The sequence below is a fragment of the Nisaea sediminum genome, assembly GCF_014904705.1.
Classification (GTDB): Bacteria; Pseudomonadota; Alphaproteobacteria; order Thalassobaculales; family Thalassobaculaceae; genus Nisaea; species Nisaea sediminum.
In genome coordinates this window covers 65,696-87,518 of sequence record NZ_JACZCQ010000006.1, presented here as the reverse complement: position 1 = coordinate 87,518, position 21,823 = coordinate 65,696, and the positions used below count along the sequence as shown (strand labels likewise).

At 64.5% G+C, this 21,823-nt stretch carries 19 protein-coding genes; 8 read left to right on the top strand and 11 right to left on the bottom strand.

The annotated features are described in order from the left end of the window. The first annotated feature begins 59 nt into the window (after nucleotides 1-59). Nucleotides 60-968: a homocysteine S-methyltransferase family protein gene (locus IG122_RS12400; RefSeq protein WP_193183941.1), complete on the top strand. Its 909-nt coding sequence runs from the start codon at nucleotides 60-62 to the stop codon at nucleotides 966-968. Here the strand turns inward: IG122_RS12400 and IG122_RS12395 are convergent. The 6 genes from IG122_RS12395 to IG122_RS12370 form a co-directional block, all read right to left on the bottom strand. After that, nucleotides 956-1,420, bottom strand: coding sequence for a GNAT family N-acetyltransferase (locus tag IG122_RS12395; RefSeq protein WP_193183939.1), 465 nt, complete (start codon nucleotides 1,418-1,420; stop codon nucleotides 956-958). The two genes, IG122_RS12400 and IG122_RS12395, sit on opposite strands and share 13 nt — an antisense overlap. Further along, nucleotides 1,417-1,989 carry a nitroreductase family protein gene (locus tag IG122_RS12390; RefSeq protein ID WP_319024874.1) on the bottom strand — a complete coding sequence of 191 codons (573 nt, stop codon included), beginning with the start codon at nucleotides 1,987-1,989 and terminating at the stop codon, nucleotides 1,417-1,419. The genes IG122_RS12395 and IG122_RS12390 overlap by 4 nt, the downstream gene beginning before the upstream one ends. A gap of 99 nt (nucleotides 1,990-2,088) precedes the next feature. Beyond that, nucleotides 2,089-3,963, bottom strand: a complete 1,875-nt coding sequence (locus IG122_RS12385) for a monovalent cation:proton antiporter-2 (CPA2) family protein (RefSeq protein WP_193183937.1) — start codon at nucleotides 3,961-3,963, stop codon at nucleotides 2,089-2,091. Continuing rightward, nucleotides 3,963-4,583: an NAD(P)H-dependent oxidoreductase gene (locus IG122_RS12380; RefSeq protein WP_193183935.1), complete on the bottom strand. Its 621-nt coding sequence runs from the start codon at nucleotides 4,581-4,583 to the stop codon at nucleotides 3,963-3,965. The genes IG122_RS12385 and IG122_RS12380 overlap by 1 nt, the downstream gene beginning before the upstream one ends. 98 nt (nucleotides 4,584-4,681) lie before the next feature. Continuing rightward, on the bottom strand, nucleotides 4,682-5,842 hold the full coding sequence (locus IG122_RS12375; protein ID WP_193183933.1) for a M20 family metallopeptidase: 1,161 nt from the start codon (nucleotides 5,840-5,842) through the stop codon (nucleotides 4,682-4,684). A 28-nt stretch (nucleotides 5,843-5,870) separates the two neighbouring features. Then, the gene (locus IG122_RS12370; protein ID WP_193183931.1) at nucleotides 5,871-6,632 is read right to left on the bottom strand and encodes an SDR family NAD(P)-dependent oxidoreductase; all 762 of its coding nucleotides are present in this window, start codon (nucleotides 6,630-6,632) and stop codon (nucleotides 5,871-5,873) included. A gap of 499 nt (nucleotides 6,633-7,131) precedes the next feature. On the opposite strand from IG122_RS12370, the gene IG122_RS12365 reads away from it, so the two are divergent. The 4 genes from IG122_RS12365 (at nucleotide 7,132) to can (ending at nucleotide 12,833) form a co-directional block, all read left to right on the top strand. Continuing rightward, the gene (locus tag IG122_RS12365; protein WP_193183929.1) at nucleotides 7,132-9,606 is read left to right on the top strand and encodes a PAS domain S-box protein; all 2,475 of its coding nucleotides are present in this window, start codon (nucleotides 7,132-7,134) and stop codon (nucleotides 9,604-9,606) included. After that, the gene (locus tag IG122_RS12360) at nucleotides 9,599-11,164 is read left to right on the top strand and encodes a DUF3369 domain-containing protein (protein ID WP_193183927.1); all 1,566 of its coding nucleotides are present in this window, start codon (nucleotides 9,599-9,601) and stop codon (nucleotides 11,162-11,164) included. Before IG122_RS12365 ends, IG122_RS12360 begins: the two co-directional genes overlap by 8 nt. Nucleotides 11,165-11,269: 105 nt before the next feature. Beyond that, nucleotides 11,270-12,103: a sugar phosphate isomerase/epimerase family protein gene (locus IG122_RS12355; RefSeq protein ID WP_193183925.1), complete on the top strand. Its 834-nt coding sequence runs from the start codon at nucleotides 11,270-11,272 to the stop codon at nucleotides 12,101-12,103. Between the two features lie 79 nt (nucleotides 12,104-12,182). Beyond that, a complete protein-coding gene (gene can / locus IG122_RS12350) occupies nucleotides 12,183-12,833 on the top strand; it encodes a carbonate dehydratase (protein ID WP_193183923.1) in 651 nt (216 codons plus the stop codon). On the opposite strand, the gene IG122_RS12345 is transcribed toward can, so the two are convergent. After that, the gene (locus IG122_RS12345) at nucleotides 12,830-13,774 is read right to left on the bottom strand and encodes a methyltransferase domain-containing protein (RefSeq protein WP_226893544.1); all 945 of its coding nucleotides are present in this window, start codon (nucleotides 13,772-13,774) and stop codon (nucleotides 12,830-12,832) included. The two genes, can and IG122_RS12345, sit on opposite strands and share 4 nt — an antisense overlap. Nucleotides 13,775-13,865: 91 nt before the next feature. Here IG122_RS12345 and IG122_RS12340 point away from each other — a divergent pair, with 91 nt between their 5' ends. The 3 genes from IG122_RS12340 to IG122_RS12330 all read left to right on the top strand — a co-directional run bounded on the left by IG122_RS12340 (nucleotide 13,866) and on the right by IG122_RS12330 (nucleotide 15,849). Beyond that, on the top strand, nucleotides 13,866-14,606 hold the full coding sequence (locus tag IG122_RS12340; protein ID WP_319024873.1) for a ComF family protein: 741 nt from the start codon (nucleotides 13,866-13,868) through the stop codon (nucleotides 14,604-14,606). Nucleotides 14,607-14,698: 92 nt separating this feature from the next. Beyond that, a complete protein-coding gene (gene grxC, locus IG122_RS12335; protein WP_193183921.1) occupies nucleotides 14,699-14,965 on the top strand; it encodes a glutaredoxin 3 in 267 nt (88 codons plus the stop codon). Between the two features lie 23 nt (nucleotides 14,966-14,988). After that, on the top strand, nucleotides 14,989-15,849 hold the full coding sequence (locus IG122_RS12330) for a carbon-nitrogen hydrolase family protein (protein WP_193183919.1): 861 nt from the start codon (nucleotides 14,989-14,991) through the stop codon (nucleotides 15,847-15,849). 12 nt (nucleotides 15,850-15,861) lie between these two features. Here the strand turns inward: IG122_RS12330 and IG122_RS12325 are convergent, their stop codons facing one another. From IG122_RS12325 to IG122_RS12310, 4 genes are all read right to left on the bottom strand, one after another. Then, nucleotides 15,862-16,983 (bottom strand): ABC transporter permease, encoded by a 1,122-nt coding sequence (locus IG122_RS12325; RefSeq protein WP_193183917.1) that lies wholly within the window; start codon nucleotides 16,981-16,983, stop codon nucleotides 15,862-15,864. 5 nt (nucleotides 16,984-16,988) lie between these two features. Next, a complete protein-coding gene (gene rbbA / locus IG122_RS12320; protein ID WP_193183915.1) occupies nucleotides 16,989-19,727 on the bottom strand; it encodes a ribosome-associated ATPase/putative transporter RbbA in 2,739 nt (912 codons plus the stop codon). Further along, nucleotides 19,720-20,706 carry an HlyD family secretion protein gene (locus tag IG122_RS12315; RefSeq protein ID WP_193183913.1) on the bottom strand — a complete coding sequence of 329 codons (987 nt, stop codon included), beginning with the start codon at nucleotides 20,704-20,706 and terminating at the stop codon, nucleotides 19,720-19,722. The genes rbbA and IG122_RS12315 overlap by 8 nt, the downstream gene beginning before the upstream one ends. Nucleotides 20,707-20,819: 113 nt before the next feature. Next, complete coding sequence (locus tag IG122_RS12310; RefSeq protein ID WP_193183911.1) at nucleotides 20,820-21,776, bottom strand: acetyl-CoA carboxylase carboxyltransferase subunit alpha; 957 nt, start codon at nucleotides 21,774-21,776, stop codon at nucleotides 20,820-20,822. Between the last annotated feature and the right edge of the window lie 47 nt (nucleotides 21,777-21,823).

Here is a 21,823-nt window from a genome sequence, read left to right as displayed (position 1 = left end):
CGCGCGCAACTGCGACGGAAAGGCCGACTACCCGGATATGACAGCAGGCGAGGGCCCCCATGATGCAGGAGGATATCGTCATTCTCGACGGCGGCATGTCGCGCGAGCTAGAGCGGCTCGGCGCGCCGTTCCGCCAGCCCGAATGGTCGGCGCTCGCCCTGATCGAGACGCCTGAGATCGTCGAACGCGTCCACGCCGAATTCATCGATGCCGGCGCCGAGGTGATCACGACCAACAATTACGCGGTCGTGCCCTTTCATATCGGGGAGGAGCGGTTCGCCGCCGAAGGGGGCCGGCTGATCGAATTGTCGGGGCGGTTGGCGCGGTCGGCCGCGGATCGGAAGACGGGAACCCGCGTCGCGGGCTCGATTCCGCCGGTCTTTGGTTCCTACCTGCCGCAGGATTTCGATCCGGCCCACGCGCCTGCGCTACTCGGCAAGATCGTCTCCGGCCTCGCGCGCCATGTCGATCTCTGGCTGATCGAGACGACGAGCAGCATCGAGGAGATGAAGGCTGCCGCAAAGGCAACCTCGGCGGCACCGAAGCCGTTATGGGTGTCCTATACGCTGGAGGACGGCCATGCGGATTCGCAGATCCCGACGCTGCGCTCCGGCGAGCCAGTCCGCGCGGCGGTCGAGGCCGCCGTTGCGTCAGGTGCCGAGGCAGTGCTGTTCAACTGCAGTGCGCCCGAAGTGATGGAGGCTGCGGTGAAGGTGGCCGTTGCCGCGGTACCGGAAGGTGTCCGGATCGGTGTCTATGCCAACGCCTTCGCGAAGCCCGCCGACGAGATACCGGCGAATGACGGCGTCGACGAGATCCGCCACGACCTCGATCCTGCCGCCTATGCCGCATGGGCGCGGCGCTGGAAGGCGCTGGGCGCGACGCTCATCGGCGGTTGCTGCGGGATCGGCTGCGGCCATATCGCGGCCCTTCGCCGGACGCTGAAACCGGCGGATCAGTCCTCGTAGACGAAGCGGTGGGCGGGATAGACGTTGCCGAAGATGACCTGGTCGACATCTTCCGCCTGACGCATCCCGGCCTTGCGGTAGAACCCGATCGCGCGGTCGTTTCCGGCGAGGCAGTACAGCTCCATTCCCGGTCCGGCGTGCCGGCGGCAGAAGGCGAGGAAGCTGCGGCCGATGCCGCCGCCATGTGCCGCCGGATCGACATGCAGGGATTCGAGCTTCCTTCCCTCCATGATGGCCATGGCGACGATGCGGCCGCCGTGTTCGGCGACGAAGAAGGAGACCGCCGGGTCGGTGAGCAGTTCCTGCCATTTCGGCCGGTCGGGGGCGGCGCTGGCGATTACGTCCGCGTCGGGGACGATGCCGCCATAGGCCAGCAGCCGCGCATCCCGGTAGATCTCGGCGATGCGCGGGATGTCCGCTGCTTCAGCTTTGCGGATATTGAGATCGCTCACGCCCCGGTCCATTCGGAGACCACGGTCGCGAGGTCGGGCCGGACGCGCTCCTGCGGTGCCGCGGCGGCGCTGCCGATATAGATGAAGCCGATGATGTCGGTCTCTGGCGTATGGCCGAGAGCCTGTTTCACGCCCGCGTCGAAGGCCGGCCACTCGGTCAGCCACTGGGCGACATAGCCGAGCGCATGGGCTGCGTTCAGCAGGTTCATGCAGACCGCGCCGCCGGACATCTGCTGCTCGATCAGCGGCACCTTGTGGTCCGGATGCAGGTCGGCGGTCACCACGAGGAGAACCGGCGCACGGCTCGGGCGGGCGCGCTCGAAGGCGATCATATTCTCGGTCGCGTCCTCGCCCCAGATCTCCGCGAAGCGGCTAGCGAAGACCTCGCCGAGCGCCGCCTGACCCTTATCGTGCAGCACCTGGATGCGCCACGGGCCGATCTTGCCGTGATCCGGGACCCGGATCCCGGCGGTCAGGATTTTCTCCAGTTCCGCCGCGTCGGGGCCCGGCCCGACCATGTCCTTGACGACGACGGAACGGCGGGTCAGCAGAAGGTCGATGGCTTCCACGGGTAATGTCCTCTGAGTGGGTGGAATTAATAGAGACCAGATTGGTTCTATTTTATTTCGAGCAAGCTGAAAAGTCTCAGGAGGGAACGAAATGCCGTTTCAACGTTCGGAGTCCTCTGCCGGCGGCGGGGTCCATTCCCGGTCCGGCATGTTCCGGCCCGCGATCCTGTCCGAGCGCATGACCTGCATCAGTTCGTCGAGCCGCTCGCGCACCGCGTTCAGGTATTTCTTCCCCATGCCGCCGGTCCAGTAGTCCCGGAGCACGTCGACCGTTTGCATGTCGTGGCGGCGGAAGGCGCGGACCTTCTGCTCCGCGCGGAACGGGTGCAGGCCGAGTTCCCGCAAAGTGCGCTTGCCGAGCGAGAGAGCACCCTCGAAGGCTTCGCGCTCGATCGCATGCGCGCCGGCTTTTTCCAGTTCGTAGAGGTGGTGACGGTCGTAGGCACGGGCGACGATGCGGCATTTCGGATAATGCTCCGCCACATGCCGGACCATGGCGGTCTGCTGGTCCTGGTCGTCGAGCGCGGCGACGAAGACCTGCGCTTCGGCAAGGCCGGCGGCTTCGAGCAGGTCCGGCCGGGTCGCGTCGCCGTAATAGCTGTGGACGCCGGTCTGCCGCATTCGGTCGACGAGGTTGGGGTCGTGGTCGAGCACCACGATCTTGTAACCCTCCGCCATCATGAGGCGGGCGATGATCTGGCCGACACGGCCGACGCCGGCGATGACCACGGTGCCCGGTTCCGGGATCTCGTCCGCCGGGCGCGAGACGGAGCTGACGGTCCTTGGCACGACATAGCGCTCGAACAGGATGAAGAGCAGCGGTGTCAGCAGCATGGTGAAGGAAACCGCGAGGATCAGGATCTCGACGAGACTTCCCGCAAGCGCGCCACTGGAGCCGGCAAAGCCGAACAGCACGAAGGCGAATTCGCCGGACTGGGCGAGGCCGAGCCCGAACATCCAGGTGTCCTGCCACGGCAGGCGGAAAATGCCGGCAAGCGCGAGGAGCACCAGCGCCTTGACGAGAATGATCCCGAGCGCGATGCCGATGATCAGGAGGAATTCGGAGAACAGCAGGCCGAAATCGATCCCGGCGCCGACCGAGATGAAGAAGAGGCCGAGCAACAGGCCCTTGAACGGGTCGATGTCGCTCTCGATCGCGTGGCGGTATTCGCTGGTCGAGAGCACCACGCCGGCGAGAAAGGCGCCGAGCGCGGCGGAGACCCCGACCAGATCCATCAGCAGCGCAGTCGAGACCACGATCAGTAGGGCGGCGGCGGTGAAGAGCTCGCGCATCCGGGCGGCGGCGATGAGACGGAAGGCCGGCCTGACGAGGAACCGTCCCGCGAGAATGATCGCGGCGATGGTGGCGACGATGACGAGCGTCTGGAACCAGCCGGGGAAACCGTCGAGCATGTTCCCGTGCGCGCCGGGTGCGGCGGCTCCGTCGACCGGGACAGGCGCCCCTACCGCGAGCAGCGGCAGGATGGCCAGCATCGGAATGACGGCGATGTCCTGGAAGAGCAGGACCGAGAAGGAGGATTGCCCGCCTCTCGATCGCATCCAGCCTTTCTCGTTGAGCGTCTGGAGGACGATGGCGGTCGAGGAGAGGGCGAGCGTCATGCCGATGACGAGCGCGGCCTGCCACGAGAACCCGATCGCCATCACCGCGGCGGTGAGCGCCGCCGTCGTCAGCAGCACCTGGAGTCCGCCGAGCCCGAGAAGCTGCCAGCGCATCCGCCAGATCATCTGAGGCTCGAGCTCGAGGCCGATCAGGAACAGCATGATGACCACGCCGAACTCGGCGAAATGCTTCACCGACTCCGTTTCCGAGCCGCCCACATAGCCGAGTACCGGTCCGATCGCGATGCCGGCGAAGAGATAGCCGAGCACCGAGCCGAGGCCGAGCCGGTGCGAGGCTGTCACGGCGACGACTGCGGCGAGGAGATAGATGAAGGCGTCCTGGAAAAAACCCATTATTCGGCCGCCGCTTCCGAGGCGATTGCCTCGTCCAGAGCGTCATTCAGGAGCACGGCGGCTTCGGCTTTCTCCAGGTCGAGCGTGCCGTCCCTGAGGGCGCCGAGAAGGCGCCGGTAATCGGCGACGATGGCGTCGAGCCGTCCCTCTGCAGCCGCATCCTCGGCGGAAAAGACCCCGAAGGGAGCGAGATAGCGCATGCCGCAGAATTTCGCCGTCTGCTCGAAGGGAGAAAACAGGGTGCGCAGCTCGTTCTCGTATTTGCCTTTCTTGCGGTAGGCCTCCCGGGCCGTGCCGCAGGTCGCAATCTGCAGCAGCGGCTTGTCGACCAGCGCGGTACCCTCGGAGCCGTAGGCGAAGTCGTATTCGAGCACCAGATCCTGCCATTCCTTCAGCAGGGCCGGGCAGGAGTACCAGTACACCGGATGCTGCAGGACAATGCTGTCCGCCGCGACCAGCCGCTCTTGCTCCCGGTCGATATCGATGTCGAAATCGGGATATTCGCCGTAGAGGTCGACGAGTTCGATGCCTTCCATGGCTCGCGCCGCCGCAACCAGAGCGGTATTGGCGACGGAACGATCGGTTCTCGGATGCGCGAAGAGAACCAGAACGTGCGCCATGACAGGAATCTCCCCCGATAAGCCAAACCCTTATAGAGAAATGCGGTGTGCGGCCGGGAAAGTCCAGACGAACCCGCGCCGGGTTTGGTTCGGTACTGTCAGGCGTTGAGCCGGGAAATCGCCAGGGCGACGGCCTTCGCCCGGGGGACCATGGTGTCGAGGCGGCAATATTCCTTGATGCTGTGCGCGCCGCCGCCGACGGGCCCGGTGGAGCAGAGCGTCGGGGTCCCGACCTGCGCGGTGAAGCCGCTGTCCGCGCTGCCGCCGGAATATTCCCCGTCGATTTTCATGCCGAGTTCGGCCGCGCCGTCGACATAGAGCTTGAAGATATCCTGGCTGTCTCCGGACATGGTCAGCGGCAGGAAGCCGCGTTCCTGGACGACGCGGGTCTCGGTGCCCTTCAGGTGCGTGGTGTCGAGGATCGCCTGGATGTCCTTCCAGACCTGCTCGCGCTGCTCCATGGTTTTGAAGCGGACATCGACCTCGGCCGTGCAGTGCGGGGCGACGGTATTGACCGAACTGCCGCCGGAGATCAGGCCGACATTCACCGTGACCCCGGTCTCGAAATTCGTCAGCGCGTGCAGGGCCTGGATCTTGCGCGCCATCTCCTCGATCGCGCTGACGCCGCGTTCGGGCTGGCCGCCGGAATGGGCGGCGATGCCCGTGATCTCGAACTTGAAGAAGGACGCGCCCTTGCGCCCGGTCACGACGTTGCCGGTCTCGCGGCCGGGCTCGGCATTGAACACCGCCCGCGCGCCGCGCGCGGTCGACTCGATCACCGGGCGGCCGGAGGGCGAACCGATCTCCTCGTCGCCGGTATAGAGCGCGACCAGCGGGAAGGGCGCGCCGCCGAACTTGTGGAAGGCCTCGATGATGAAGGTGTTCATCACCAGGCCGGACTTCATGTCGGCGACGCCAGGCCCGTAGGCGATGTCGCCGTCGCGGGTGAAGGGGCGGTCGGCGACGGTGCCGTCCGGGAAGACGGTGTCGCGATGACCCATCAGCACGATGTGCCGGTTTGCGCCGCCCGGCGCGGCCGAGATCTCCGCCCGGATGCAATCGCCGAAATCATCGGCACCGACGCGCTCGGTCTTGATTCCGGCGGCGTTCAGATGCGCCTCGATCTTCGCTCCGACCGCATCGACACCGGCCTTGTTGTAGGAGCCGGACTCGGTGTTCACCAGCTCTTCCAGCAGGTCGGTCATCGCCTCGCGCTGGCCGTCGAGCCAGTTCAGGACCTCGTCAATATTGGCTGTCATTTCAGTTCCTCGGGATTCGGAGAATGGGTCAGATATTCACGGAGAAGCCGCCATCGACCGGGATGGCCGTGCCGGTGACGAAGTCGGAAGCAGGGCTCGCGAGGAAGGCGGCGATGCCGGAAAGATCATCGGGGTTGCCCCAGCGGCCCGCCGGCGTGCGGCTTTCGATACGTTCATGCAGCCCGTCGACGTCAATGCGTGCCTGCCGGGTCAGGTCGGTATTGATCCATCCGGGCAGGATCGCGTTCGCCTGGATATTGTCCGGCGCCCAGGCGATCGCCTGTGACTTGGTGAGCTGTACGATGCCGCCCTTGCTGGCGGCATAGGCCGCCCCGTAGCTCGACCCGAAGATCGAGAGCATGGAGCCGATATTGATGATTTTGCCGCCCTCGGCCGAGAGCAGCGGATAGGCGGCGTTGCTGCAGATGAAGGCACTGGTGAGGTTGGTGGAGATCACCGTCTGCCAGTCCGCGAGGGAGAGCTTGTGTGGCACGTTGCGGATATTGGTGCCCGCATTGTTCACCAGGATGTCGAGACGGCCGAATCGCTCCTTTGCGGCCGCCATGGCCGCCGCGCAATCTTCCTCGCTGGTGACGTCGGCGGCCACCGAGGCGGCCTCCACCCCATGCTTCCTCAGTGTCTCTTCAGCGTTCCGGTTTTTTTCCGCGTTCCGTCCGATGACAAGAATGCTGGCGCCGGATGCGGCCAGACCTTCCGCCATCGCCAGCCCGATACCGCCGTTGCCGCCGGTCACCGCGGCGACCCGGCCGCTCAGATCAAACATACCCATCCCTGCCCCCAAATTCATTTTATGGCCATTCGGTTGATCGGGACACTCTGAGTGTGGCCGGCGCAAAGCACAATATCCGCTGCGGAAGGAGAGCGGTGCAGCCCGGAAGATTGTTCGGCACGGAGGATAATCTGGTGCCGTCGGACAGATTGTTCGCGGAGCCTTGCAGAAACGAATGTCTTCAACGCATTCGTCGCCGTTGCCTGCCGATCTTTTACGGCTTCTTAACGACCGGACCGTTAGCGTCCGGTTTCGGTGCCGTTCGGGGATTAGAGATCGGATGCAGCGCGCGGCGTGCGTGAGAAACTGGCGCAGATTGGGTGTGGGGCTCGCCGGTGCGGCCGCCACTCTTTGCTTGAGCCTTCTCTGTTTTCTCTGGTTTACGCCGGACCAGGCAGCTGTTTTCGTGGGTCTGCCGCGGGACGAGGCTTGGATCGCTGCCGTTTCCGCCGGTGTTGCCGCACCTTTCTTTGTCTTTTTTGGATCCACCCAGGGCCGAATGACACCTCCGCCGGACGGAACCGGTGTCCGCAAGAGTCTGCCGGATCAGATCGCCCAGCGCCACGCGGAGAGGATCGGGCAGATCGGATCCTGGTACTGGATTCTCGAAACCGACGAGATCGTCTGGTCGGAAGAAGCCTATCGCATCCTCGGCCTCAGCCAATCCGACACCGTACCCAAATGGGCCGAGTTCATAAAAATCGTCCATCCGGACGATCGTGCTGTGGTGGACGAATGGTTCCGGCGCGTATGGAAGACTGACGACGAGAACGCGATCGAGTGCCGCATCGTGATTGCCGATGGAACCGCCCGCTGGGTGGAGGCCCGCGAGGGACCGGTTTTCGAAGGCGGAAAAAAGACCGCAATCTTCGGCACCCTGAGGGATGTCACCGAACGCGTGGAGCAATTGGCCGAAATCCAGGCACTCGGTTCGCATCAGGAAGAACTCGTTGCCATCCGGACAGCCGAGCTCGAGGCTGAGATCGCCAAGCGCAAAGCGGTACAGGCCGAGCTTGAACTGAGCGAGGCGGTGCATCGCAATATCGTCGACGGCGCGGCCGAAGCGATCATAACGGTTGATATAGACGGCAAAATCATCTCCGCGAACAGGGCGGTACGGACGATGTTCGGTTATGAACCGGATGCGCTCGTGGGAGAGCCTGTCGCCGTCCTGATGGAACGCAGTGTCGCCACGGAACACCAGCGTTTCATCAGCAACTATCTCCTGACCGGGAAGAGCCGGATTCTGGGGGGCACCTCGGAACTGTCGGCGCAGCGCGCGGACGGAGAAGTCTTTCCGATCGAACTGTCCGTTAACGAGGTGAATGTACCCGGCCAGAAGTTCTTCTGCGCGATCGTGCGCGATATCAGCGAGCGGAGTGCCGCCGAACTGGCGCTCAGGCAGACTGCCGAGCGTCTGAAGGAAAGCGAGCGCAACCTCAAGCAGTTGCTGGATCTCAGCCCTGTCGGAATCACGATCGTCGAATCGGATGTCGAAAGCCGGCTCTACGCGAACGAGGCAATGGCCAGAATGTTTGGTATTCCTCCGGGCATGCCGCTTGCGGAATGGGGGGCGGCGGAAACCTTCGCCGATCCGGAAGCTCTTGAATACGTCCGCAGCATAGATTTCGCGAGAAACCCGGTTTCGGATCTGGAACTGCTGCGCAGACGCCACGATGGAACGACTTGGTGGTGCCTTCACTATTCCCGCCCGATTGTCTTTGCCGGTAAGGAGGTCGCCATCGTCTGGCATCTCGACATTTCCAACCGAAAGGCGATCGAGGCGGAGTTGTCACGCAAGGAGGCGCAGCTCCGTTCCACCATCGACAATGCGCCGGCGGGCATCGTGTTGACCGACAAGGATCAGAACATCGTTCTGCTTAACGAGGAGCTTCGTGAAATCCTCGATGTCCCCGATGGAATGCTCGAACCCGGCAAATTCTACGGCGATGTGCTGCGCTACATGGCGGAGCGCGGCGACTTCGGCGTCGGAGATATCGAGCGGAAATATCAGCGTGCGTTTCATGCCCTGCGCAATCCAAGTTCCGGGATTTACGAATACAGCTCCATCTCCGGGAAAGTCTTCGGTGTGCGCCGGCATGAAATCGGCGACGGGAGCGTGGTGACGATCGCGGTCGACGTTACGGAGCAGAAAGAAGGCGAGGAGCGCCTGCGGCAGGCGTTGTGGGACCTCGAGCTCGCGCAGGACGAACTTGTCCATTCGGAGAAGATGGCGTCTCTCGGAGGGCTCGTCGCGGGCGTCGCGCACGAGATCAACACGCCCGTCGGGACGGCGGTGACGGCCGCCAGCCATGTCCGCGAGGAGACGGTGAAAATCAGGGAGGCGTTCGCCCGCAACGAGGTGAAACGCTCGCAGTTCGATAATTATCTTTCGGCCGCGGATGAGGGGACACGGATCATCGAGAGTAACCTGAACCGCGCGGCGCAGCTGATACGCAGCTTCAAGCAGGTTGCCGTGGATCAGTCCAGCGAACTGCGCCGGAGCTTTAATATCGATGCCTATGTCCGGGAAACCGTCGACAGCCTGATGCCGCAGCTCAAGCATTATCCGAAAGTCGAGCTGCAGTTGGAAATGGATGCCGATGTTTCCATCAACAGCTATCCCGGCGCGTTCGCGCAGATACTCTCCAACCTCGTCGTCAACGCGCTGTCACACGGGTTTGGCCAGGACAGGAGCGGAAGCATTCTGATCCGCACCGTGACATTGGACAAACAGGTGAAAATCACCTTCGAGGACGACGGGGCCGGAATGGACGCCGACACCCGGACCCGCATATTCGAACCGTTTTTCACGACCAAACGCGGCTCCGGCGGCAGCGGTCTCGGCATGCATATCGTGTACAATCTGGTAACGACCCAGCTTTCCGGAACAATTCGCTGTTTCAGCAATCACGGGGAGGGAACGCGCTTTGACATAACGATCCCGCTGACCCCGGAGACGGAAAATGAGTGAGAATGATGAGCTGATGTTCGCGGAAGAGGACGAAGGTCAGATCGAGCCTTCGCGCGACGGCGCTCCGAAGCCCAAATGGAAGGTCGTGATCGTCGACGACGATCCGGGAATTCACGATGTCACCAAGCTGACCCTGGCAGACTTCGAGTTCGCCGGCCGAGGCCTCAGTTTCATCAGCTGCTATTCGGGCGCGGAGGCGTGCGAGGTTCTGGCGGATCATCTCGATGCCGCCCTCATCATCCTGGATGTGGTGATGGAGAGCGAGCATGCCGGTCTGGACGTCGCCCGCTATATCCGCGAGGAGCTGAAGAACTGGCAGTCGCGCATCGTGCTCCGGACCGGGCAGCCGGGACAGGCGCCGGAACGGCAAGTCATCGCCGACTACGATATCAACGATTACAAGGAAAAGACGGACCTTACGGCAACCAAGCTCTATACCTTGCTCTGCAGCTCGCTTCGGTCCTACCGCGATATCGTGACCATCGAGCAGAACCGCCACGGTCTGGAACAGGTGATCAAGGCTTCGGCGAACATCTTCGAACTCAGATCCATGAACAGGTTCGCCAAAGGCACGCTTGAGCAGCTCACGGCGCTGCTGCATTTCGACCCGAGTGCGGTCTACCTGCAGGACGGTGCGGCCCGGGGTGGGCTCTCGGCCACTCTTGCGGGCGAGAAACTCCGGATTCTTGCGGGAACCGGTATTTTCAACGATCTGAGCAGCGACGATGCCCGCGAGGTCCTGCCGGCTCCGGTGGTTGCGCGCCTCGACAAGGCGGTCGCCGCAGAGGCGAGTTCCTTCGAGGGCGGCGATTTTGTCGGCTATTTCAAGGACCGGAACGGGGCGACGAACCTGACTTACATGTCCGGCATCGGAGCGATCGATCCCGTCGACCGTCATCTGCTGGAAATGTTCATCCAGAATGTCGCGATCGCTTTCGAGAACGCGCAATTGCACGAGGATGTCGCCTCTACCCAGCGCGAGATTGTCTACATGCTTGGCGAAGCGGTGGAAACCCGGTCCCAAGAAACCGGCAATCATGTGAAAAGAGTGGCCGAAATCAGCCGGATCCTCGCCGAGGCCTATGGGCTTGACGCAGAGGAGGTGGAGCTGGTGAAGCTGGCGTCGCCGCTGCACGATATCGGAAAAATCGGCATTCCCGATGCGATCCTCAACAAGCCGGGCAAGCTCGATCCGGAGGAATGGGAGGTGATGAAATCCCATGCCCGGCTCGGCTACAACATGCTTGCCGGATCGAACCGGAAGATCCTGAGGGCGGCGGCGATCATCGCGCTCGAGCATCACGAGAAGTGGGACGGCACGGGTTATCCGCACGGCACGGCCGGCGAGGAGATCCATATCTTCGGGCGCCTCACCGCGATCGCGGATGTCTTCGATGCGCTGGGCAGCGACCGTGTCTACAAGAAAGCCTGGCCGATGGACCGGATCGTCGAGCACATGCAGCAGGAAAGCGGCCGTCACTTCGATCCGCGCGGGATCCAGTTGTTCATGGAGAAGCTGAGCGAGATCACGGCCGTTCGGGACCAATACAAGGACTAGCCTGTCCGGAACAGTTTCTCGAAAATTTCTTTGTTCCGGAAAAGCCGCTGGCGGCACACTCGGGTCCATCGATTTCCCGACTGACCTGCAACCGGAGTTCCGCCGATGACGACCACATCAACCACGCCTTTGCCCACGCTGGGAGCGGCCATGCCTGCCCGCATGCTGGAGACCTATCGGGATTGGCTGATCGAGGGGCGGCGTGATCTCGAGCTCCAGGATTTCTTCAAGGCGGACGTGCTGAACGGCGACTCGAAACCGCTTGCGACAGAGATCAGAAAACAGCTCGACGGGCATAAGGGGCGGCTCGGTATCCACGGCCCGTTCTGGGGCTTCAGCATTGCCTCTGTGGACCCCGACGTGCGGCAGGTCGTCCGCAAGCGGATGATGCAGGCGCTCGATGCCTGCGAGGAGATCGGCGCCACGCAGATGGTGGTGCACAGTCCCTTCACGACCTGGGACTACAATAATTTCGACAACAGGCCGGGCTATCTGGAAGACGCCTTTTCGCAAGTGCATGCCACGCTCGACGACGTGGTGGCGCGCGCCGAGCAGGTCGGCGTGACTTTGGTGATCGAGAATATCGAGGATATCGATCCGCGCTGGCGCGTCCGCCTTGCCGAGTCCTTCGCCAGCGAGCGGGTACGGGTCTCGATCGACACCGGTCACGCGCATTATGCGCATGGATCCACCGGTGCGCCGCCGGTCGATTACTATGTCGTTGCCGCCGGAAACATGCTGGAGCACGTGCATCTGCAGGATGCGGACGGGTATGCCGACCGCCACTGGGTGCCTGGCGAGGGAACGGTGCGCTGGCCATCGGTGTTCCGCGCGCTTTCGGCCTTGAGCTCGAACCCGCGGCTGATCATCGAGATCCGCGACCACAGCCGTATCTTCGAGGCGGCTGAGTTTCTGACGAAAGCTGGACTGGCCCGCTAGGCGGCGCTTTTTCTTTCGGTTTATGCGGTAAGCTCCTATACCCATCCGATCCGGAGCCGAACGGATTGGAGGGTAAACGATGCGCGATCTATCGAGTCTTCTGCAGCACAATGTGGCGTGGGCGGAAGGCAAGTTGCGCGAGGATCCCGCCTATTTCGACAAGCTGTCGGGACTGCAGTCACCGGAGTTTCTCTGGATCGGCTGCTCCGACAGCCGGGTGCCGGCGAACGTGATCACCGGGCTCGAGCCGGGTGAGGTCTTCGTGCATCGCAATGTCGCGAATCTGGTCCATCCGGGCGACCTGAACATGCTGTCGGTGCTCGAATTCGCCATCGAGGTTCTCGGCGTGAAGCATGTGATCGTCTGCGGCCATTATGGCTGCGGCGGTGTGCATGCCGCTGTCGACGGCGAGGAGCACGGTATCGTCGACCACTGGCTGCAGCCGATCCGCGATGTCGCCGAACGTTACGGGCACGAACTCGACGAACTTACCGACCCCGAGGCGCGGCACAAGAAACTCTGCGAGCTGAATGTCCGCTCGCAGGTGCAGACCCTGGGGCGGACCCCGATCGTGCAGACGACCTGGAAGACCGGCAAGTCCCTCCAGCTGCATGGTTGGGCCTACGGTCTCGAGGATGGCCGGATCCGTGATCTCGACTGCACCATCAGCGGTCCGGAGGGGCTGATCTCGCGCCGGGTTGCGCTGCCGGGAACCGAAATCGGCTTCTAGTGCGGTTTGCGTCCGGGGGCGGCGGGATCGCCCGCCGGCAATTCCGTGGCTCCGAGCGCGTCTGCAAGCCTGTGTGCCGCGCTCCCCGGCCGGAGCGGTTTCTGCTGCGAGGCGTGCGGCGCCCAGCCGGTCAGGTAGAGGATCTGGAAGCTCGCGGGAATGCGGCCGTCCGGACCCGCGTGGCGGTCGTGATAGATCTCCGCCGCGCGCAGGAAGACGGATTTCGGCGTCATGCCCTTGCGCCGGGCAGCGATGGCATTGCCCTCGCCCATGCCGCGGAGTTCGTGCATCAGCAGGAAGACATTCTCGTAGGTAACTGTCAGCAGGTCGCTGTCGACGACGGGCAGGGCGAATCCCGCCCGCTGCATCAGACCCGCGGCGTCCTGCAGCTCGGCGAAGGGGGAGACGCGCGGTCCGGCGCCGCCGAGGACTTCGGTCTCGGCTGCGGTGAGCGCCGCCCGGAGTTCGTGCAGGGTCTCCCCGCCGAGCATGGCGCCGAGAAAGAGGCCGTCCGGCTTCAGGCATTGTCGCGCCTGCACGAGGGCGCCCGGCAGATCGTTCACCCAATGCAGCGAGAGCGTGCTGACGATGGCGTCGAAGCTTGCAGGCGCGAAGGGCAGCAGCTCTTCCTCGGCGGCGACGGACGGCCCGGTGGATGCCGCGGTCCCGGCGAAACGTTCTGACGGATCGAGGCTGACGATCCACTCGACGCCGAGTTTCGGGTCCAGCTCCCGCCGCGGCAATCCGCCGTGGCTGCCGAGATCGAGCAGGCGCGGAAACCGCCGCTGGATGTCGCCCATCCGGTCGAGGACGCGCTCCCGGATTTCCCGCTTCAGGAAATCGTGCGCGGCATAGCCCGGGGCGGCACGGTCACGGTTGCGCCGGACCTGCTTGCGATCGAAGACGAGCATCTGATCCATCATGGCGCTGGTATAGGCCATCGCGCGGTTCCGGGAAAAGCGCCAATCCGTTCCATTGTCCCGGGGCCAGGGGCTTGGAACCTGGCCTGACCGGAGGAGGCGCGGCGGCGGCGTGATCGGCGGACTCGGAACATTCGCCCTTGAGAGCGGACGACGGCTGTTCGATCTCGTCCTGCCGCCGCGCTGCAAGAAATGCGGCGCGCTGGTGGTGGCGGACGACGCGCTCTGCGCATCCTGCTGGACGGCCCTGACTTTTCTCGGCCCGCCCTGGTGCGCTTGTTGCGGCCGTCCGTTCGAATTCGATATCGGCGGTGATGCGCTCTGCGGCACCTGCATCGCAGAACCGCCGCTTTACGGCCGCGCGCGGGCGGCGCTCGCCTATGACGATGCCAGTCGGGAGATGATCCTCCGCTTTAAGCATGGCGGCGACGAGAGCCTGACAAGGCTGTTCGCCCGCTGGATGGTGCAGTCGGGGGAGGAGCTGTTTGCCTCTGAGCCGCTGATCCTGCCCGTGCCGTTGCATCTCTGGCGGCGGGTGCGGCGGCGCTTCAACCAGTCGGCTCTGATCGCCTCTGATCTGGCACGGGCGACCGGACTTTCGTGGGACCCGCTCTCGCTGGAGCGCGCGCGCCGGACCCCCAGCCAGGGAGGTCTCGGAAAGACCGCGCGGCGCGATAATGTCCGGGGCGCTTTCCAGGTGAGGGCCGACCGCCGGGAGCGCCTGAAAGGACGGCATCTGCTTCTGGTCGACGATGTCTGGACCTCCGGCGCGACGGCGGAGGCCTGCATCCGGGCCTGCCGCAAGGCGGGGGCAGCGCAGATCGATCTGCTCACACTCGCGCGCGTGCTCTAGTCGGGGGCTTGCATCCGCTCCGGCGCCATGCTGGATTTGCGGCGGTCGCGCACCATCTATGGGCAATACAGCATCGAGGGAGAGTTGCCTCCATGGCCGAGGTCGAAATCTACACAACCATGTTCTGCCCCTTCTGCGTGCGAGCAAAGAAGCTGCTCGACAGCAAAAGCGTCGCCTACACCGAGATCGACGTCACCATGAGCAGCTCGAAGCGGGCGGCGATGGAAGAGCGCGCCGACGGACGCTACACCGTGCCGCAGATCTTCATCGACGGCGTCGGCATCGGCGGCTCGGATGATTTGGCGGCGCTTGAGGCAAGTGGTAAGCTCGACGAAATGCTGGCCGCACAAGCCTCCTGAAACGCCGACCGGGGATCCGTCAGATGAGCAAATTCACCGTTGCCTGCGTGCAGACCAATTCGAAGCCGGACCCGGCCGTGAACATCGCCGAGGTCTCGCCGATGATCCGCGAGGCGAAGGCGCGGGGCGCCGATTTCATCACCACGCCGGAAATCGTCGGCATGTTCGAGCCGGACAAGCCGGCCGCCCGCGCCAAGGCCAAGGTGGAGGAGGAGCACGAGGTGCTCACCGCCTTCCGCGGCCTTGCCGCCGAGCTCGGCATCTGGCTCCATGCAGGCTCCCTCTCGGTCAAGCTGACGGACGACGAGCGGCTGGCGAACCGCAGCTTCCTGATCGCGCCGGACGGCTCGATCGCGGCGCGTTACACCAAGATCCACATGTTCGACGTGCAGGTCGGCGACGGTCAGACCTACCGGGAGTCGGCGTCCTACAAGCCCGGCGAGGAAGGTGTGCTGGCGGAGACGCCGTGGGGCACCTTCGGGCTGACGATCTGCTACGACATCCGCTTCCCCTATCTCTATCGTTCACTCGCCAAGGCGGGCGCCAAGGTGCTGTTCGCGCCGGCCGCTTTCACCAAGGTGACGGGCGAGGCGCACTGGCATGTGTTGCAGCGCGCCCGGGCGATAGAGAACGGTTGTTTTGTGATCTCCGCCGCGCAGTGCGGCACCCATGCGGGCGGCCGCCAGACTTACGGCCATTCGGTCATTGTCGCCCCGTGGGGCGAGGTGCTGGCGGATGCCGGCGAGGAGCCGGGCGTGATCACCGCCGAGATAGATCTCGCCCTGGTGGACGAGGCGCGCGGCAAGGTGCCGTCTCTGACCCATGACCGCGAGTTTGCTGGGCCGAACCTCTACAGCGCCGCCATGCGCGAGGCCGGGGAGTAATCCCCGCCCGTTCTAGCGCGCCGCCATCGAGGCTCGGAACCGAACGAAAGCGAACGCGAAAAACACGCAGCCGATCAAGAGCATGATCGCGAGCTCCGGCCAGACGATCCCGAGCGTCGCGTCGCGGTAGATCACCGCCTGCGAGAAGCGGATGAAGTGCGTCGACGGGGAGACCTGCATCACCGTCTGCAGGATCTCCGGCATGCTCTCGAGCGGCGTATGTCCGCCGGAGAGCAGGTTGATCACGACGAAGACCGGGATGCAGAGCAAAGCGAATTGCGGCATCGAATGGGTGAAGGTCGCCAGCATGATGCCGAGCGCAGTGACGCAGAAGAGGAAGATGCAGGCCCCGGCTGCGAACAGCTCGATCGAGCCGTAAAGCGGCACGCCGAGCCCGCGCCGGACCACGAATTCGAGCGAGAGCAGGACCGCCGCGAGGATCACCAGGCCGTTCGCCCAGATCTTCGAGATCATGATCTCGACGGCGCTGACCGGCATCACCAGCAGATGTTCGATGGTGCCGTGCTCGCGCTCCCTGATCACCGCGGCTCCGGTCAGGATGATGGCCATGACGACGATGTTGTTGATCACCTCCATCACCGCGTTGAAGCGCACGGCCTCCAGGTTGGGATTGTATTTCACCCGGACCTTGAGGAGCGCCGGAGGCTCCGTGTCCGGTTCCGCCCGGCTCACGAATTTGGCTATCTCGTTTGTCAGGATTTCCGAAATATATCCGGCGCCGTTGCCCGCGATGGACATCGCCGTCGCATCGACGCTGAGCTGGATGACCGGCTCCCGCCCGCGCTGGATGTCGGCCTCCAGGTCCGCCGGGATGTCGACCACGAAGGTGTAGAGCCCCTTGTCGAGCGCCCGGTCGACCTCGTTGATGCCGATGATCGCAGGCGGTTTGAAATAGGGCGGCAGGAAAGCGCCGCGCAGCCGGTGGGAGAGCGCGGAATCGTCCTCGTCGACGATGGCGACCGCGGCGTCGCGAAGCTCCGTCTCCACCCCGTCCGCGACTGTGTAGACGCTGATGCTGAAGGTGTAGACGATCAGCCCCATCAGGACCGGGTCGCGGGCGAGGCTGTAGATCTCCTTGATCCCGAGCCGGAGGATGATGAGCAGGGCGCGCATGGTCGCTACCTTGCCTGTTTCGGCAGGGCGGCCGAGGAGAGCGCCCAGTAGACGAGACAGAAGAGAGCGAGCGCGCCGAGGTTTGGAAGCAGATCGGCGGCGCTCAGGCCCTTGTTGAAGACGCCCGCGCTGATCTCCTGGAAATAGGCGCCGGGGAACGAGCGGCCGATGGTGCGTCCGGTCGTGTCGAGCGTGGCGACCGGATGCAGCATGCCCGAGAAGTTGATGGTCGGGATCAGCACGATGATCGCGGTGGCGAAGATTGCCGCGACCTGCGAGGTCACGACGGTCGAGACCAGCAGGCCGAACCCGGTCGTCGCGATCGCGTAGAGCACGGCGCCGAGGAAAAGCATCGGCAGGCTCGCTTTCGGAGTGAGGCCGAACAGCAGGATCATCATCGCCAGCATGGTGAGGAAGCTGATCAGCGCCACCGCCACATAGGGCAGCTGCTTGCCGGCCAGGAACTCGAAGCGGGTCGCCGGAGCCGCATGCAGGTTGGTGATCGAACCGAGTTCCTTTTCACGCACCACGCCCAGCGCCGTCAGCATCGATGGGATCATGATCATGAGCATCATCAGGATGCCCGGCGGGATCGCCTCGAGGGAGGTGAAGCCCTGGTTGTAGCGGAAGCGGGTCTCGATCGTGGCGAGCGCGGGACTGCTTTCCGCCGTGCCGTCCTCTCTTGCCAGTTCCGCGAGGAAGGACTGGAACGCGCCCTCGACATAGCCGCGCGTCGTCTCGGCGCGGCTGGTCATGGCGCCGTCGAGCCAGGCCGACAGCTCCGGGCGGTGTCCGGCGGCGAGATCGCGTCCGAAACCGGGCGGGATCACCAGCGCGAGGCCGATCTCTCCCCGCTGCATCCGTTCCTCGAGCGATGCCATGCTTGATAGTTCCGGCGCGGCGGAGAAATAGCGCGAGCCTTCGAACTGGCGCAGCAGCGCCCGGCTTTCCCGGCTGCGGTCCTGGTCGAACGCGGCATAGCGCATGTCCTCGACGTCGAACGTGATGCCGTATCCCATAGCGAGCATGAGAATGAGGGGGCCGAACAGGGCGAAGGCGAGACGGATCGGGTCGCGTACCAGCTCGAAACTCTCGCGCCGGGCAACGGCCCAGAGTCGTGCCGCGGAGAACCAGGCCGGGGCGCCGATCGGGGCGGCTTTGCCGTCGAGTACCGGGGTACTGTCGGTCGCGGCCTCGGGTCCGTCCTCCGTCTCCGCTTCGAGAAGGCGGATGAAGGTCTCCTCAAGGGTCTCGCAGCCTGAGTCGGCGACGAGCGCTTTCGGTTCGCCCATGGCCAGCACCTTGCCCGCATGCATCAGCGAGATCCGGTCGCAGCGCTCGGCCTCGTTCATGAAGTGGGTGGAGATGAAGATCGTGACACCTTCGTCCCGCGAGAGCTCCGTCAGCAGGTTCCAGAATTCGTCTCGGGCGACTGGATCGACGCCGCTGGTCGGCTCGTCCAGGATCAGCATTTCCGGCCGGTGCAGCACCGCCACTGCAAGCTGCAGACGCTGACGGATGCCGAGCGGCAGCGCGTCCGGCCGCATGTCCATAACGTTCGCGAGTTCAAAGCGGTCCGCGAGCTCGCGGATACGGTCGCGCTTGGCGGCGCCCTCGACACGGAACAGGCCCGCATGCAGGTCGAGGTTCTGTCCGACCGTGAGTTCGGAATAGAGTGAGAAGGACTGGGACATATAGCCGACGCGGCGGCGCATCTCCATCCCGCCACCATTCATCCGTTCACCGAAGATGCGGGCCTCGCCTTCGGTCGGGGTGAGGAGGCCGGTCAGCATCTTCATCGTCGTGGTCTTGCCGCATCCGTTCGAGCCGAGAAATCCGAAGATCTCGCCCTGTTCGATGCGGAAGTCGACGGCATCGACCGCGGTGAAATCGCCGAACCGCATCACCAGGCCATGGGCCTCGATCGCGGCGATATCCGCCTCCGCGGCTCCGCGCTCGGGTTTCGGTCGCGGCGTGAAGCGGGTCTTGTCGCGGCCTTCGGGAAGCAGGGCGAGGAAGGCATCCTCGAGGTTGTCGGTCCCGGTCTGGCGTTTCAGGTCCTCCGCCGTGCCGTCGGCCAGGATCGCCCCGTCGTTCATCGCGATCAGGCGGTCGAAATGCTCGGCCTCGGACATGTAGGCGGTGGCGGTGATCACGGTCATCCAGGGCCGCCGGGCCCGGATGCGGTCGATCAGCTCCCAGAACTGGCGGCGGGAGAGCGGATCGACGCCGGTGGTCGGCTCGTCGAGGATCAGCAGGTCCGGGTCGTGCACCAGGGCGCAGCAGAGCGCCAGTTTCTGCTTCATGCCGCCGGACAGCTTCTCCGCCGGGCGATCACGGAAGGGCGCGAGACCGGTTGCCCGGAGCAGTTCATCCGCACGGCGCTGCCGTTCGCCTTCGTCCTGACCGTATAGCCGGGCGAAGAAGTCGAGGTTCTCGGCGACGGACAATGTCGGATAGAGGTTCTTGCCGAGACCCTGCGGCATGTAAGCGATGCGGCCGCAGACCCGGCGCCGGTGGCCGCTCTGCCGGAGGTCGCCGCCGAGCACCTCCACGCTCCCGCTCTGGATCTTCTTGGTGCCGGAGATCAGGGCCAGAAGAGTGGACTTGCCGACACCGTCGGGGCCGATCACCGCGATCGCGCTGCCAGGGGCAATTTCCAGCGTGATGTCGCGGAGGGCGGCGGTCCGGCCATAGCGATGGCCGACGCCGGCGAGACGGATCGGCGTGCCGCCGTCAGCCATTGCGCGCCGGCAGATTGATCGCGAATTCCTCCGGCCAGGGCAGCTCCGCCGCCGTCCGGACGATGGCGATGCCGGGCAGGCCGGCCTTCACGATGCGCTCGTAGCCGTCGAGGATCTCCGGCGGGATCGAGACCTTGATCCGGAACATCAGCTTGTCGCGCTCGCTCTCCGTTTCGACATAGCGCGGGGTGAACTGCGCTTCGGAAGCGACGAAGGTGACCCGCGCCGGGATCACGTATTCGGGCGCGGCATCGAAGATCAGCCGCGCCTCGGCGCCATAGGCGATCCGGCCGGCATCGCGTGTCGGCAGATAGATCGTCATGTAGACGCGGGTCAAATCGAGCATGGTGACGATCTTGCCGCCGGCGCCGACGATCTCTCCCGGTTCGGCGAGACGGTACTGCACGCGGCCGGAAACCGGCGCGGAGATCTCATATTCCTGCAGGTCGGCGCGGATGCGTGCGACCGTTGCCTTGCGGGCCTCGATTGCTGCTTTGGCGCGTGCGATCCCCGCTTCGGCGGAGGTAAGCGCGGCCATCGCCGTGGCGCGCTCGGTCCGCCGCCGATCCAGCGTCTCGCCACTGGCGAAACCCTTCGCGCCGAGAGCCTCGGCGCGCTTCATCTCCAGATCGGCGAGAGAAAGTTCGCTTTTGCGCTGGCTCTGCAATGCGAGGGCTTCGTTCAGGGCCTCCTCGGCCTGGATGACGGCGGCTTCGGCTTCGCGCAGCTGCGCGGTGATTTCGGTCGCATCCAGCCGGGCGACGACGGTCCCCGCCTCGATATGCGCACCCTCGGAGACCAGAACCTCGCTGATCCGGCCGGAGAACTTGCTGGCGATATCGACCCGCTCGGCCTCAAGCCGCCCGTTGCCGCGGGCAAAACCGTCCGGCGGGCCGTCCTCGCGGTGCGTGTACCAGTAAGCACCGCCCGCGAGGGCCGCGAGCAGGAGCGCGATGAGAAGGGTGCGATAGCCGAGCATTCTGCGGTCCCCTGGATCCTGTCCGGTCGTCCGGTGCCGGAGCGGGTCCGCAATCACCTAGCGCGAAACGGGAGCAAGCGTCACGTAACTTTGCTGCGGCGCGGCGAAGGGCCTCAGGCGAGACCCTTCTTGCCGATCTCGAGGAACTTGCGCCGCCGGTCGGCCTTCAGCCTGCCACCGTCGGTCCCGACCAGTTTCCGGAGCGAGGCCTCGACCGCGTCGCCGAGGGCCGTGAGGGCCGTTTCGGCGTCCCGGTGTGCGGCGCCGAGCGGCTCCGGCACGATCTCGTCGATCACGCCGAGCTTCTTCAGGTCCTGCGCCGTCAGCTTCAGCGCTTCCGCGGCATCCTTCGTATGTTCGCCGCTGCGCCAGAGGATCGAGGCACAGCCTTCCGGCGAGATCACCGAATAGATCGCGTGTTCGAACATCAGTACCCGGTTCGCCGCCGCCAGTGCGACCGCGCCGCCGGAGCCGCCTTCGCCCACGATCGAGGCGATTACGGGTACCTGAAGAGAGAGGCAGGCTTCGATCGACTTGGCGATGGCTTCCGCCTGGCCGCGTTCCTCGGCGCCAATGCCGGGATAGGCACCGGCGGTGTCGACGAAGGTGAGAACCGGGAGGTTGAAGCGTTCGGCCATTTCCATCAGCCGGCGCGCCTTGCGGTAGCCCTCGGGCTTCGCCATGCCGAAATTATGCCGGATCCGCTCCTCGGTGGTGCCGCCCTTCTCGTTGCCGATGATGACGGCGGAGAAACCCCGGAAGCGGCCGATGCCGCCGATGATGGCCTGATCCTCGCCGAAGGCACGGTCGCCCGCGAGCGGGGTGAAATCCTCGACCAGATGCGAGAGAACCTGCTTGAAATGCGGCCGGTCCGGATGCCGGGCGACCTGCACTTTCTGCCACGGGGTCAACTTCTGATAGGACTGCTTGAGCTGCCGCTCGACCTTGCTTTGCAGCTTGCCGACCTCTTCGGCGATATTGATATCGCCCTCGGAGGAGAGGTGCCGCAGTTCTTCGATCTTGCCCTCAAGGTCGGCGATCGGCTTTTCGAAGTCCAGAAAGACGCGCATATCCGTCGAATCACTGTGTTTGGGAGCGCCGCACCATAAACGTCCGG